The organism is Mucilaginibacter ginsenosidivorans (assembly GCF_007971025.1).
Taxonomy (GTDB): domain Bacteria; phylum Bacteroidota; class Bacteroidia; order Sphingobacteriales; family Sphingobacteriaceae; genus Mucilaginibacter; species Mucilaginibacter ginsenosidivorans.
The window spans coordinates 313,754-328,008 of sequence record NZ_CP042436.1 but is presented as its reverse complement, the minus strand read 5'-3'; the positions used below and the strand labels follow the sequence as shown (position 1 = coordinate 328,008).

At 47.6% G+C, this 14,255-nt stretch carries 8 protein-coding genes; 2 read left to right on the top strand and 6 right to left on the bottom strand.

Annotated features, from left to right (window positions below; all coding sequences use genetic code 11):
* Positions 1-427: 427 nt before the first annotated feature.
* The 3 genes from FRZ54_RS01485 to FRZ54_RS01475 form a co-directional block, all read right to left on the bottom strand.
* On the bottom strand, positions 428-2,989 hold the full coding sequence (locus FRZ54_RS01485; RefSeq protein ID WP_147029885.1) for a ligase-associated DNA damage response DEXH box helicase: 2,562 nt from the start codon (positions 2,987-2,989) through the stop codon (positions 428-430).
* Positions 2,990-3,098: 109 nt separating this feature from the next.
* Positions 3,099-5,963, bottom strand: coding sequence for a M16 family metallopeptidase (locus FRZ54_RS01480; RefSeq protein WP_147029884.1), 2,865 nt, complete (start codon positions 5,961-5,963; stop codon positions 3,099-3,101).
* Between the two features lie 56 nt (positions 5,964-6,019).
* Positions 6,020-7,141: an acyltransferase family protein gene (locus tag FRZ54_RS01475; protein WP_147029883.1), complete on the bottom strand. Its 1,122-nt coding sequence runs from the start codon at positions 7,139-7,141 to the stop codon at positions 6,020-6,022.
* Between the two features lie 71 nt (positions 7,142-7,212).
* Here FRZ54_RS01475 and FRZ54_RS01470 point away from each other — a divergent pair, with 71 nt between their 5' ends.
* Both FRZ54_RS01470 and FRZ54_RS01465 read left to right on the top strand, forming a co-directional pair.
* The gene (locus FRZ54_RS01470; protein WP_147029882.1) at positions 7,213-8,394 is read left to right on the top strand and encodes an anhydro-N-acetylmuramic acid kinase; all 1,182 of its coding nucleotides are present in this window, start codon (positions 7,213-7,215) and stop codon (positions 8,392-8,394) included.
* A 427-nt stretch (positions 8,395-8,821) separates the two neighbouring features.
* Positions 8,822-9,052 (top strand): hypothetical protein, encoded by a 231-nt coding sequence (locus tag FRZ54_RS01465; RefSeq protein ID WP_147029881.1) that lies wholly within the window; start codon positions 8,822-8,824, stop codon positions 9,050-9,052.
* 132 nt (positions 9,053-9,184) lie between these two features.
* Here the strand turns inward: FRZ54_RS01465 and FRZ54_RS01460 are convergent, their stop codons facing one another.
* From FRZ54_RS01460 to FRZ54_RS01450, 3 genes are all read right to left on the bottom strand, one after another.
* Complete coding sequence (locus FRZ54_RS01460) at positions 9,185-9,766, bottom strand: hypothetical protein (RefSeq protein ID WP_147029880.1); 582 nt, start codon at positions 9,764-9,766, stop codon at positions 9,185-9,187.
* Between the two features lie 80 nt (positions 9,767-9,846).
* Complete coding sequence (locus tag FRZ54_RS01455; RefSeq protein WP_147029879.1) at positions 9,847-11,160, bottom strand: amidohydrolase family protein; 1,314 nt, start codon at positions 11,158-11,160, stop codon at positions 9,847-9,849.
* 18 nt (positions 11,161-11,178) lie between these two features.
* On the bottom strand, positions 11,179-14,253 hold the full coding sequence (locus FRZ54_RS01450; RefSeq protein ID WP_147029878.1) for an amidohydrolase family protein: 3,075 nt from the start codon (positions 14,251-14,253) through the stop codon (positions 11,179-11,181).
* Between the last annotated feature and the right edge of the window lie 2 nt (positions 14,254-14,255).

Below are 14,255 nucleotides of genomic sequence, written 5' to 3'. Positions count from 1 at the left end.
GTGTATTATTCCTTTGTGGAATATACTACACAATAAAGTTAAGCCTTTTTAAACCATTTGGGGTAAAAAGGGTCAAATTTTTATTGTATAATAGTTTTGTGTTTAGGGGCATGATTGTTGTACTAAATTATTGCTAATAATAACTAATAAACACCCCGTCATGAGTAATTTAACATTAGTCGGAGTAATCATAACCGTTCTTCCTATAGTACTGATCATTGCAACGGTGATCGTAAGAGGTAAGAAATTATTTGATTAATTTCTCCTGCCAACATAGTATCAGTATTGCAGTATTGCAATACCTTTTAAACTTGCCCTCCGTAAAGGGATCTTTTCTGAGACCATCCCTGGTACACCAGTTTACATTATTATGTCCCGGAATATTGAATTAACTCCCTGCACAAAAAAAGGTTTGCTTCCATACTGCTTAAAATCTTCTTTTGGAGCTAACTCCTTTTCTTTCAGGTAATTTTTTTTCTTTTTTCTCAATCTTTACCTCTTCATCAAAGCGGGTTAATTTGGCTATACGTTCTTCCATGGTTTCGGTTGTTAGCCTTTCGCGGCCCAGGCTGTCAACCATTATAGGGAATGCAAACGGTGTGGGACGGTTTATTTCTTTAAGTACGATGCTTTGTTTAATGATGCGCTGCAATGCCTCGCGCAGCCTGAATTCTTCAAGCTGGAACGCCAGGGCTTCGTTATAGGCTTGCTTCACCAGCAGATTTTTCGGGTCGTACTCGGTAAATACGTCAAACAGCAGCGAAGATGAAGCCTGCAGGTGCCTGTTTTTAACCAACTGACCCGGATAACCGGTAAACACAAGTCCGCCGATGCTGGCAATATCGCGGAAGCGCCGCCTTGCCATTTCATTAGCGTTCAGGCTGTGCTGTATGTCGTCAAGCAAATTATCGATGGAAAAGAAGGCGGCATCCTCCAAAGCCTGCTCGATAGGGATCTCTTCATCTGCCAATAACTCGAAGCCGTAATCGTTCATGGCAATAGAAAAGGAGAAATTCCTGATCCGGGAAATGCGAAAGGCAAGCAGCGAGGCCATTCCCTCGTGTACAAGTCGCCCCTCAAAGGGATAAAACAACAGGTGATGCCCGTCGCGGGCCTTGAAGGATTCTATCAGGAACTCGTGGCTTTGCGGCAAATGCGATAATTCGGCCTGCAAGTTGAAAAGCGGCTTCAGCGCTATTACTTCCTCGTCGTTTTCAATACCATGCGCCACCTCATCCAGTTTATCCCTAAAAACAGCAGAGAGTTGCGACGACAACGGCATGCGGCCCCCCATCCAGCTTGGGATGAGCCCTTTTTTCGCCTTCGATTTACGCACGTAAGCGCTCATCTCCTTAATGCGGATAAACTCAAGGTTTTGCCCCGCAAACCAAAAGGTATCGCCTTCTTTTAATTTCGAAATGAACGATTCTTCGATGGTGCCCAAACTGCCCCCACTTAGCCAGCGCACACGTATGCTCACATCGCTGGTGATGGTGCCTATGCTTAAGCGGTGACGCATAGCGACACGGCGGCTGTTAACCTTGTAAACGCCGTTCTCGACCTCAACTTTCAGGAATTCGTCATATTGGGCCAGCACCCTGCCGCCTTTGGTGATGAAATCTAATAGCTCGTTAAACTCGCTTCGGCTTATATCCGCAAAGGCGTAGGTCGATTTAACTTCGGTAAACAATTCGTCCGCCTTAAATCCGTCCGACACCGCCAGCGTAACCATGTATTGGATCAATACGTCCATGGATAGCAGCATCGGGTCGCGGCTCTCATAAATGCCTTTTTTAATACCTTCTTTTAAAGCGGCACCTTCCAGCAGTTCGAGAGAATGTGTTGGCACAAACCATGCTTTTGATACCGCGCCCGGGTGGTGCCCGCTGCGGCCGGCCCGCTGCATAAAACGCGCAACACCCTTGGGGCTTCCCACCTGCACCACCGAGTCCACCGGCCTGAAGTCTACACCAAGGTCAAGGCTCGACGTGCAGACAACCACTTTCAGAGCCTCGGCATGCAGCGCCTGTTCCACCCAGTTCCGCAATTCGTTATCCAGTGAGCCGTGGTGCATGGCCATAATACCGGCATATTCAGGGTAGTTGTCTAAGATAGCGTGGTACCATATCTCTGCCTGTGAACGGGTATTGGTGAATATCAGCGTCGTATTGCTTTTGGCGACTATATCCATTACCTGCGGTAGCAACCGCACCCCAATGTGGCCCGACCATGAGAAGCTTTCAATATTTTCGGGGATGACGGATTTGATCACCAGCTTCTTATCCACGAAAGCGCGTACCATGCGCGTATTTTCTTTCGGAAAATTATTTCCGAGCAACACATCAACCGCCTGTTCCAGGTTTCCTATGGTGGCACTGATACCCCATATTCTGAGTCCTGAGTCTTTTGACTTCTGATCTGTGACTTCTGATTTCAGACTCAAAACTTTCAACTTACTCAAACCCAACTCCACCTGTACACCCCGCTTCGTTCCCAGCAACTCGTGCCATTCGTCTATCACAACCACCTGCAGGTGCTGGAATATTTTATAGTATTCCTTTTGCGCCAGCATCAGGTGCAGGCTTTCGGGTGTGGTAAGCAATACCTCGGGCAGTTTGGTTTTCAGGGCCTGCTTTTCAGCCGCCGAAGTATCGCCGGTACGGGTCATAATGCGCCAGGGGAGACCGATCTCTTCACAAACTTCCTGCATGGCTTTGCGGATATCGTTGGTGAGCGCGCGCAACGGTGTTATCCATAACATCAACAGCCCGTTGTTTTGCCGGGTTTTGTAGGTATCGGGGTATTGATTGATATATGCCGCCAGGAAAGGCAGGAACAAGGCGAAGGTTTTACCACTGCCGGTAGGCGCATTTAATAAGCCGGAGTTGCCGCCTAAATAGGCTTCCTCCATTTCCTGCTGGAACGGGAACTGATGCCAGTTTTTCCGTTTATACCATTTCTGTATTACCTGCTGACCTTTGGTGTTCATGTTTGGTGTCTAACAAAACTACCCGATTTTGGTTATATCCATCCTAAAGCAAATAAAAAAGTCCTGCTGTGGTGGGCAGGACTTTTTTATTTGCTTTAACACCTAATAATTATTTGGCTTTTTCCGGCAATAAGATGAGTTTAATGAAATTGCTTTCGTTTAAATACTTGTTGGCCGCATCTTTAACCGTCGAAACGGTTGCCTGGTCCAGGTTGGCTATGGATTTCAAAGCATCATCCGGATTCGACTGGTTTTGAGATGATGCAGTTAAATGCCCTTCCCAAAAAGAGTTTTCTTTCAACTGCACTTCGATAGAGCGTGTAGTTTCGGCCTTAAATTTTTGAATGTCCACCGCTTCTGGTCCGTCGTTTTTAATTTTATTTATTTCATCCAATGTTGCAGCTATCAGTTTGTCGACATTGGCTGGCGCACAGCCGAAATACACACTTATGGAATAGCGACCAGAAGGCAGTTTGGAATAATTGGCCCTGACGCCGGGCGCATAAACGCCTCCTTCTTTTTCCCGCAGGCGCTCTATTAGTTTTATATTCAATACTTCTTCCAGGGCATCTACCTGTATATTATTGGCTTCCGAATAGTCATACGGGCCGCTGAACACCAGTTGAACGCTGCTTTTGTCGCCTATACCCTTATGCACCTCTTTGGTTAGCTGGCCGGCAGGTATGTGAATGCCCAGGTCCTTATAAGTCTTGTTCCCGCCCGATGACGGCAAGCCGCCGAGATATTTCTCAAGCAAGGGTTTGATCTTTTCGGCGTCAAAGCTTCCTACCAACACAAATGTAAAGCCGTTGGCATCGGAAAAACGTTGTTTGTAAAAACTGTAGGCCTTGTCGAGACTCGCACTGTTCAGCCTGTCGACAGTGGTCACCATCCGCCTGAAATTGTGGTTGCTCAGCGTTGACGAAACCGTATCCTGGAAAACACTTGTCGGGTCGAGGCTGCGGTTTGCCAGCAACGATTTGGTTTGGGTGATGTTCGACTGCCAGATATCCGGATCTTTGCGCGGCTGGGTAAAATACAGGTAAACTAACTGTAGCGCGGTTTCAAAATCTTTTGGCGATGAACTGCCGTTAATACCTTCAGACAATTCGCGGATGTATGGCGAAATGCTCACGTTTTTGCCGCTCAGCATTTTCTCGAGTTGTATCTCGTTAAAATCAGCAAGACCACTGCTGCCAATAATGCCTGCAGCAAGATTGGCCGAGGTAAAGTCCTCGTCGCTTGCCAGCGAGGTGCCGCCAAAATGGTAACCGTTTATCAGTATCTGGTCGTTTTTAAAGGTTGTTGGCTTCAATATCACTTTAACGCCGTTGCTCAATGTAAGCGTCGTGGTCATGATTGCTGTGTCCTTATCTATCGATACCGTTTTGCCGGCAGTAGGTTCCTTTTCAAGCAGCGGCTTGTTGCTCACATTATCCACATAAGGTTTAACATCCTTGCCCGCCGTACTTATCCATTCCAGCAACGTTTTCTCGTTGGGCAGTTTGTCTTTTTCCTTGTCCGGCGCCTCAACTATTACGGCGCGGTTCTTGTCACTGATATATTTGCCCGCCAGCGCGTTTATTTCGCTCAACTTGATGCGGCCTATGTTATCCTTGTAAAAATTGTATTCGTATTCGATACCCGGTATGGCCTCGCCCTGTAAAAAATTCTGCTGGTACTCCTGTACAAAACGCACAGATTTTGTTTTGTCGCGCTCTTTATAGGCGTTTTCCATCTGGGTTAACGCATCCTGTTTTGCACGCTCGAATTCGGTTTCAGTAAAGCCGAACTTGCGGGCGCGTTCCGTTTCGGCAACTACCGCTTTTATGGCAGTCTCCAATTCGCCCGGTTTAGCTACCGCTATAGAGGTAAAGGCATCCTGGTGCCCGATAAAACCGCCGTAACTTGCCCTGCCAAAAAGGAAAGGGGGATTGGCTTTTTGCGTAAGCTCGCTAAGGCGCGCATTTAGCATCTGGTTAAAAATATCGTTGCGCATACCTTGCAGGTAATCGGCAGTAGTACGCATTTTCGTTTCCGGATGCCTTACAATAATTTCGGCCAGGGTGTACGGAAATTCTTTGTCGGTTGCTATTTTCACCTGTGTGCCCGGGGTAGTGGGTACGCTGTACTGCGTACGCGGTTTTTCGCCGGCGGGATTTTTCAGATCGGAGAAATTGTCTTTGATCAATTGTTCTACATGTTTTGGGTCGAAATCGCCCACTGCAATAACCGCCTGCAGGTCGGGCCGGTACCAGTCGTGATAAAAACTCTTAATCGTTTCCGGCTTAAAGGTTTTCAATATATCCTCTTTACCAATGGGCAGGCGCGCGGCATATCTCGAATTATTCAGCAATACCGGCAATATCTGGTGCTGCAGGCGTTCCTGGGCATTCTTGCCGCGAAGGCGCTCTTCTTCAAGCACCACACCCCGCTCAGCATCAATTTCTTTTGGATCGAAAGTAACATGCCCGGCCCAATCGGCTAAAATATCAAAGCCTTTTTCAAAAACTTTAGTGCTATCGGTAGGCAGCGGTAACTGATACACCGTTTCATCGAAAGAGGTATAGGCATTAAGGTCGGCGCCAAATTTAACGCCGGCTTTTTGCAGGTAGCTTACTAACTCATTCTTTGGGAAATCGCGCGTTCCGTTAAAGGCCATGTGCTCGGTAAAGTGGGCAAGGCCCTGCTGAGGGTCGGTCTCCAGTACCGAACCGGCTTTATTGACCAGGTACAGCTCGGCACGATTCTTAGGTTCCGTATTTTTGCGGATGTAATAGGTTAAGCCATTAGGCAGCTTGCCAATGATCACATTCGGATCGACAGGCAGCAGGTCGCCTTTGAGCTGTATTGCCGCCGCAACCGGTTTTGATCTTGGCGATGGAACCGGTTTTTTCTTTACCTGTGCAAATGAACAGGTGGCGGTTACGAACAACGCTATGGCTGCTAATGAAAGTTTTCTATTGAGATTCATAGATCGGTATTTAGGATTTGCTAAGATGCAAACGAATTAAGTAGTTTCAAAGTATTTCAGACTTTTATGAATATCTTGAAGCGGTACAAAACCCACATCACCACCCAAACGGCCAGAACAATAAATAGAGCGCTGGCCAGCGATGCGTTAATAGGCGACAGGAAATTAAGGAAAAAAGCGTGATAAAAAGGATTGCCCTTTGCATCGCCGTGGATCATACTTAAATAATGCGGCACAAAATCGGCCATCACATACGCGGTAATGGCGTTGGCGCCGAACACTACAAAAAACCAGGTAAAGCGTTTGTAGCCCTGCACATCGATCAGCCAATAACTTAAACTAAGCCCGATGGTGGCCAGCCCGCCGGCGTACAACACGAACGAACTGGTCCAAAGCGCCTTATTGATGGGGAAAAACAGGTCCCATATCAGCGCGGCAGCGACCGAAATGGCCCCGTAGGTAAACATCCAGCTTACTTTGGTGCTGTCGTCGCGGTCCTTGCGTTTGAGCCAGGTACTCAGGCGAATGCCAAACAGGCCGGTCGCCATTGCAGGGATGGTACCCAGCAAACCTTCAGGGTCCCAGGTATGTGATTGGCTCCAGAGATGGTCGGGCGTAAAGATCAGCCTGTCCAGCCATGCGCCCATATTGGTTTCCGGCTCCAGGTTGGCATAACCTACACCCGGCACCGGGATAAAGTTCATGATGATATAATAGCCAACCAGCGCAATAACAAATAACCAGTCACGTGTTTTTTGCGAGGTTTTAACATACAATACCGTGCATATAAAATAAACCAGGGCTATCCGCGGCAGTACACCCGGCAGCCGCAAATGCGACAGGACCGGGTGGAACAGCAACTGTATAGTGTATTGAATCAGCAAGATCAAACCCATGCGGCGCAGCGCCCTTAATATCAGTTTGGAGTGGCTGACGGTTTGTAGTTTGCTCTCCATCGCATAAACAATGGATACCCCAACCATAAACAGGAAGAAAGGGAATATGAGATCGGTAGGCGTGCAGCCGTTCCATTTGGAATGTTCCAGCGGGGCGTAAATATGGCCCCAGTCGCCTGGGTCATTCACCAGTACCATAGCAGCGATGGTTATGCCGCGAAAAACATCCAGGGACAATAAGCGTTTTTTCAGTACGGAAGGATCGGTGGTAATTTCGGTCATTGGCTGTATATTGCGTTTAATTTCCTAATCTAACATTTATAGTTAAAATTTGGGATTTCTATCGCAAATCAATGAACCAGAATCTGCAAAGCTTATTTAGGATTGCCCATAAGCCTGAAAAGATCGGTATCGGTCTCATGTCCGGTACTTCGCTGGACGGGCTGGATATTGCTTTGTGCCGGTTCAAAGGAAATGGGTTGAACACTGCTTTTGAGTTACTTCAGTTTATTACCCTGCCTTATGAAGAGCATTTTAAACAGGAAGTGCACGAGGTGTTTTCCCGGCGTTTGGCCGACCTGGAAAAGGTGACTTTGCTGAATGCTTTTATCGGTAATTTTCATGGAGAACTCATCTTACAAGCGCTTGCAAAATGGGACGTTAAACCGGCTGATGTCGATTTTATCGCCAGCCACGGGCAAACGATATATCATGCCCCCAAAAGCCTGCACAAACAGGCCGAATATCCCAACGCTACGTTACAGATAGGCGACGGCGACCACCTGGCGGTTAAAACTGGTATTTTAACCATCAGCGATTTCAGACAGAAACATATTGCAGGCGGTGGCGAAGGCGCACCTTTAGCTTTATATGGCGATGTCCTTTTGGGAAGCAAACCCGGCGAAGACCGCATATTGCTGAACATTGGCGGTATAGCCAACCTGACTTACCTGCCTGCCGATGGCGATTTGAACAAAGTGATCTGCACGGATATTGGTCCCGGTAATACGCTGATAGATGCTGCCTGCCGGGAATATTTTGACCGGCCTTATGATAAGGATTCGCTGATCGCTTTATCCGGCAACGTGAACCAGGATTTACTAAAAGCCTTGCTCAGTCACCCGTTCTTCAAAGAGAAAGCCCCAAAAACTACCGGGCCCGAGCTATTCAGCTTGGCTTATGTCGAAGATGCCAAACAGTTAGCAGGTTTGAAGGACATTAGCGCTGAAGATTTAGTAAGCACATTGAGTGAGTTTACCGCAAAAAGTATCGCCGATTTTATAAAAGCCAACTTGCCCGCGAACAGCAAAATATTTACCAGCGGTGGTGGTGCCAAAAATCAGTTCGTGATCAATTGCCTTAAACATTTGCTGCATGCGGAGAGTATTTTTAACACCGAAGCTTTGGATATAGACCCTGATGCAAAAGAGGCTATCCTGTTTGCCCTGCTGGGCAACGAAGCTTTGTCCGGCGAGCCGATGAAGATCGGAACCAACCCGGCGGTGCTGATGGGGAAGTTTAGTTTTCCTTTGTAAATTAGAGTATGAAAAAACCTTACCTATTATTAATGCTCGTGTTGTTCGGGCTGAAGACCCTCGCACAAGAGAGCCCGCAGCAGTTTTTGAACAAGCTATTTGTGGTTTTAAAAACCAAAGATACAGATGCCTTTGCACGGGATTTTGCTACCCGGGATCAATTCAAATATTTGATTTTGCTTATATGCATACACAAAAGGTGACTCAGGATTCACTCGACAACGCTGATGAAAAAATTGTTGCCACTTTCAGACCAATGCTGGGAAAGTTTTTTTCAAAGATATTGAAACAAGCCGACAGCCTACACGCTGATTTGCCAAACAGTCAATATATCGATTGTACTTTTAACGAAGTCAAAGACACCGGAACATTATGTACATCTTTAACTGGTACCATTTATTTCAAATCGGGTGATAAGTTTTATTAAATGAAACTCAATGAAGCTGTTCTGATCAAAAACAAATGGCGGATCACCGACCCTGGTGAGTTAACCTTGTTGAATGATGAAAAATTTCTCTCAGCAGAGCCAAATAGAATTTCTGCATTCGGTAAGGCTTCAGTTTCAGAAAGAACGGCTAAAGTGAAAGTTGTATTACAACCACCGCCTCCAATAAATAAAGTGCCGCCACCGCCAAAAAGGAAAAAGAAGGGTAATTGATATTGGTCTTATAAAATATTAGGCAGCCTGAACTTGCTTCAGAACCCCGCCAAGTCGACCGTCCGTTTAACATATCAGATGCTGAAACAAGTTCGGCACGACAATAGGTACAAACAAAAATGGCGTGAACTATTAATTTGAGGTGCCAGGTTTACGGACATTCTCCACATCAATAAGATCGATGGCCCGGTAGTAGCTCATTGCACCGCACTGTACGGCATCATTAATAAATGAATAGAAAGCCCGGGCGCCATGCTTATCCTGCATCCTAAAATAGATACGAACGGTTTGCTGTGAGCTATCTTTAAATTCAACGAAATTATCGAAACCCTGTGAAAATCGGGAATTGAAACCACGGGTTCCATACATCATTCTTCCATAATAGTCATTAAACGCGAAGTCAAGTTTACCGATCATTTTTAAGTCGTAAACTTTTTCATTAACTACAATGCTGTCACTCTTAAATACGATGGTTCCTTGTATAGTGCCATCTAAAGGCTCATATGACAGGTATGATTGTCCAAGGAAAAATAAGCTTACAAATACATCTATGCCTATTATAATTCCTCTCAAATAGCTATCAGCCGGGAAAAAGCCGTCAAAAAGCCAAAGAAAGACAAGTGTTATAAACCATAATCCAAAAACTATCCGATTTGGCGATAGCCTGAACCCTGTTTCCTGGGGTATAAATATGTCAACCGATAACCTATCCATTATTAACTAATCTATACAAAAAATAGCGACAGGCCTAAACCCATCGCTATCCAAATTCTTTTAAATCCTAAAATCGTGTTTTAAAGATTCGCCTTTATCCCATACTTCGCCGCAAACTTGCGGTAAAGCTGTTTGTGCAGGTTATCCAGGTTAATATCGCGGCCCTGTATAAATGCTTTTTGAACATCTATAGTGATCATATCCAGTGCATCGCCTTTGGAGATGAACAGGTTGGCGTCCTTGCCAACTTCCAGCGTACCGGTAGTTTTATCGATACCCAAAATTTTGGCGTTGTTCAGGGTGATCATCGATACAGCTTGTTCTTTGGTCAATCCGTAGCCGCAAGCCTGGCCAGCCTCGAAAGGCAGGTTGCGCTGACGCCAGAAACCGGTGCCGGTAAGGCCGTACAGTACACCCGCATCCTGCAAAATTTTTGGTAGTTTGTAGGGAAGGTAAACATCGTCGTCATCGCGTTCGGGCAGGGCCTGTGTTTCGCGGATGATAACCGGTACGTTGTTGTTCTTTAGCGCATCAGTAACCAAATAGGATTCCTTTCCGCCGACGATCACCACCGATATACCCAGTTTTTTACCAAAGTTGATAGCCTGTACGATCTCTTTGGCGCCATCCGCGTTCACAAATAGTTTTTTGGTGCCGTTAAACAAACCTTTCATCGCTTCAAAGCGCAGGTTGATAACGGCAGGCTTAGCTTCGGCATAAGCTTTTGCTTCTGTAAACAGGTTGTCGATTGCATCAAGGGCCTTCAGCATACGCTCTTCGGGCGACTCCTGCGGAGTACCCGGCGTTGGCTGCGCCCTGCGGCGGCCCTGCGGACGGATAACCGGCCAGTTCATGTGAATGCCGATATCGGTTTTATAGGCCGCATCTTCCCAGTTCCAGGCATCCAGTTGCACTATCGACGACTGGCCGGATATCAGGCCGCCGGCAGGTGTAGGTTGTGCCAGCAGTATTCCATTGGAACGAACGGTTGGTATAACTTTCGAATCGGTGTTATAGGCAATGATCGAACGTACGTTGGCGTTGATGTCGCCTGTTTCATCGTCGTCCACCGTGCCGCGGGCGCCTTCTTCTATTTCCACAAGGCCAAGGGTCGTAGCCGGGCAAATAAATCCGGGATAAACCTGTTTGCCGGCTGCGTCTATCACATCAGCACCGTTGGTGTTGGAAGGTGATCCTTCGCCGATGGCAGTAATTTTTCCTTTGTCAAAGGTAATGTAGCCGCCGTTGATTACCTGGCCGTTGCCGATGTGTATGGTTGCCCCGGTGATAGTGACAGGTTTGGTTTGCGCGGGCGCGGGCGATATGTCCGCTTGCCCGTATGCGAGGATAGTGCCGAGCAATAATCCCCAAATGCTAAATGTTATTTTTTTCATCGTTTATATCAATTAGGGTTATTGTTGATCCTTGCTTTTATCGACGGTGCTTTTGGATTGCATACCGTTGTAATCATCTGCCACTACATAAGCATCATCCTCGATAGTATCGCAGGTGTAATGCGGGCGGCGGCCGCCACCCGTTGGGCGCTGTGTTGCTTCGCCTTTGTTTTTTGCAGCTATCATTTTTTGGATGATGCGTGCCTCGTCGGCTTTCAACGCTTTTTGTTTGGCGGCGTCTTTATCAATATCCCAGTAAGGTATGCCGTCTACATAAGTTTTTTCTGCCACGGCATAGATCGATAACGGATCAGCCGACCACACAACAAGGTCAGCATCTTTACCCGGTTTCAGGCTGCCGATGCGGTTATCCACGTGCAGCATTTTGGCAGGGTTAAGTGTCACGAATTTCAATGCTTCCTCCTCGCTTACTTTGCCGTAGGTTACGGCCTTGCCGGCTTCCTGGTTAAGGCGGCGGGCCATTTCCTCGTCATCTGAGTTAAATGCCGTTGTAACACCCACATCGTGCATGATGGCCCCATTGTAAGGAATGGCTTCCTGCACTTCCATTTTATAGGCCCACCAATCGGAGAAAGTAGACCCCGCTATACCCCTTGCCTTCATTTTGTCGGCCACCTTATAACCTTCCAGTATATGGGTAAAGGTGTTCACCTTAAAGCCCATCGAGTCGGCCACGTGCATCAGCATGTTGATCTCTGACTGTACATAGGAGTGGCAGGTGATGTGGCGGGTATCGTTCAATATTTCGGCCAGGGCATCCAACTCCAGGTCGCGGCGCACATGATTGCCTTTTACGGCACGTGCCGCCTCATATTCTTTGGCGCGTGTGAACGCATCTACATAAACCTGCTCAACTCCCATACGCGTTTGCGGGAAGCGCATATTCGCGGTGCCCTGTGGAATGCCCCAGTTACTTTGCTTCACATTCTCGCCAAGTGCAAATTTGATAAAGCCGGGTGCACCCTCCAGTTTCATTTGCTCGGGTAATACACCCCAGCGGTGTTTGATAAGCATGGTCTGCCCGCCGATAGGGTTGGCCGAACCGTGCAGGATCTGCGAAGTAGTTACCCCGCCCGCCAGCTGCCGGTAAAGCTGTATATCTTCCGAATCGAGCACATCGCCTATACGAACTTCCGATGTTACGGCCTGCGTGCCCTCGTTTACACCGCCGGTAACGGCAATGTGCGAGTGTTCGTCCACTATACCCGGCGAAATATGTTTGCCGGTAGCGTCGACGATCTTTGCGCCTGCAGGTGCTTTGAGATCCTTGCCTATCGCTTTGATCTTGCCGTTCTCGATCAGCACGTCGGCGTTTTTAAGGATGCCTTCTTTTTCGTTGGTCCAAACAGTGGCGTTCTTGAACAGGGTAGTCTCCTGCTTTGGTAATTCGGTATTGCCAAAAGGAGCAAACGGATAAACCACCGGGCCAACCTCCAGGTCGGGTTTGGTTTCTGGTTTCGGGGTTGAAGGTGTAAATGGCGCCGTTAAAGTTGCGGTCCACCGGGTAAAAGTACCATCAGGCAGTATCGCATCGCCGGCTAAGGCTACAGGCGAAGCCGAAGTGATATACCCGCTTAAACGAATGCTCCCCGCGGGCTTATTTTTAAGATCGAAATAGATGGTTACGATGTCGCCACTGCGCTTGATGGTGCCCTTGGCGCGGGTACTGTCGGCACCGGTACGCTCAACGTTCAGGTCATATGCACCGGGGGTGCCACCTATTTTAAGTTTGATATTGGCGAGTTCATCACCTGCAAGCGAATAAATGCCACACAGGTCGGTCACGTCCATACGGCTAACCACGTACTGGCGACCCTCCACCCAGTTCTCGTAGATAATATTGTCCTTTTTGAAAAGATCGTCGGAAGTGATAATAAAATTGGCCAGTTTCCCTTTGGACAAGGAACCCACCTTGTCGCTCACACCAAGCATTTCCGCAGGTATCTGCGTTAACGATAACAGTGCCTGTTTTTCGCTCAGCCCATAATCCATCGCCTTGCGCAAATTGGTCCAAAAATCCTTCGCATTCTGCAAACCGTAGGAAGTAATGGCAAATTTGATACCCGCCTTTTCCATGGCAGCGGGATTGGTGGGTGCAAGCTCCCAGTTCTTCAATTGTTCGTAACTGATGTTCTTGGCATCGAGTGGGTCCTCTATATCATAAGGCTCAGGGAATGTTAGCGGGATAATAAAGCTGCTCCCGGTGGCTTTCATGGCATCCATCCGGCGGTACTCTTCACCGTCGGTCTTGAAGATGTATTGTTTGCCGAACTCTTTGGCTATTTTATCGGCACGTAATACATTTAATACGTCGCCCGCTTCGAATATTTGCGGCAGGTTCTGCTCGGCATTAAATTCAGCCAGCGAAATATTGTATTCTTCTTTTTGATTTTTGTACCAGTCCGCGTCGTAATAGGTCTGGCGCAGCAGGGCAATGCTGCCCATCAGCGATGACGGGTAGTTGGTTGCCGCGGTGCCTTTACTGAAAGAGTAATGTGCGGCAGCTTCATCGTTGAGCATTACTTCATTGTCGCGCTCGTCGCCAAGCGAAACTACTACCGATGTGCCACGGGCTATGCCATCGTGTATCAAAGACTGAACGGCCCCAAAACCGTTCTTCTTTAGCTCTTCGGCTTTTTTATCGTCGCCGTGGAAAATTGCTTTGGCATTCATTTCGGGGCGTATGGCTTCGTTCCAGCCATAGGCACCGGGCTTGGTTGATGTTGGTACGATCTGGAACCTGCCCGACCCAAACGCCTGTCGCGGAGCTTCAGGCATACCGTAAGTAGTATAGGCATCGATCAGGCCGGGGTAAATATATTTACCCTTTAGGTCGACAACAACATAACCTTTGGGGATAGCAACGTTCTGACCCACGGATTCGATAACCCTGTCTTTCACCAGCAGCACCCCATTGCTTATGGTCTGCCCGGCATTTACCACGATATTGGCGTTGGTAAAGGCGTATTGCCCGGGGCGCACGTCCCATGCGCCGTTAACGGGAAAGGTTTGCTGAGCATGGCACAAGTGGAATGCAGCCATGGCAAAGCACAGAAGTAAAAGTTTCTTCATTC

What these genes read in the sequence shown, in the direction of transcription:
- FRZ54_RS01465 (WP_147029881.1), top strand. Translation starts at nt 8,822, where the DNA reads ATGAAACTCAATGAAGCTGTTCTGATCAAAAACAAATGGCGGATCACC.
- FRZ54_RS01485 (WP_147029885.1), bottom strand. Translation starts at nt 2,989, where the DNA reads ATGAACACCAAAGGTCAGCAGGTAATACAGAAATGGTATAAACGGAAA.
- FRZ54_RS01480 (WP_147029884.1), bottom strand. Translation starts at nt 5,963, where the DNA reads ATGAATCTCAATAGAAAACTTTCATTAGCAGCCATAGCGTTGTTCGTA.
- FRZ54_RS01460 (WP_147029880.1), bottom strand. Translation starts at nt 9,766, where the DNA reads ATGGATAGGTTATCGGTTGACATATTTATACCCCAGGAAACAGGGTTC.
- FRZ54_RS01455 (WP_147029879.1), bottom strand. Translation starts at nt 11,160, where the DNA reads ATGAAAAAAATAACATTTAGCATTTGGGGATTATTGCTCGGCACTATC.
- FRZ54_RS01470 (WP_147029882.1), top strand. Translation starts at nt 7,213, where the DNA reads ATGAACCAGAATCTGCAAAGCTTATTTAGGATTGCCCATAAGCCTGAA.
- FRZ54_RS01450 (WP_147029878.1), bottom strand. Translation starts at nt 14,253, where the DNA reads ATGAAGAAACTTTTACTTCTGTGCTTTGCCATGGCTGCATTCCACTTG.
- FRZ54_RS01475 (WP_147029883.1), bottom strand. Translation starts at nt 7,141, where the DNA reads ATGACCGAAATTACCACCGATCCTTCCGTACTGAAAAAACGCTTATTG.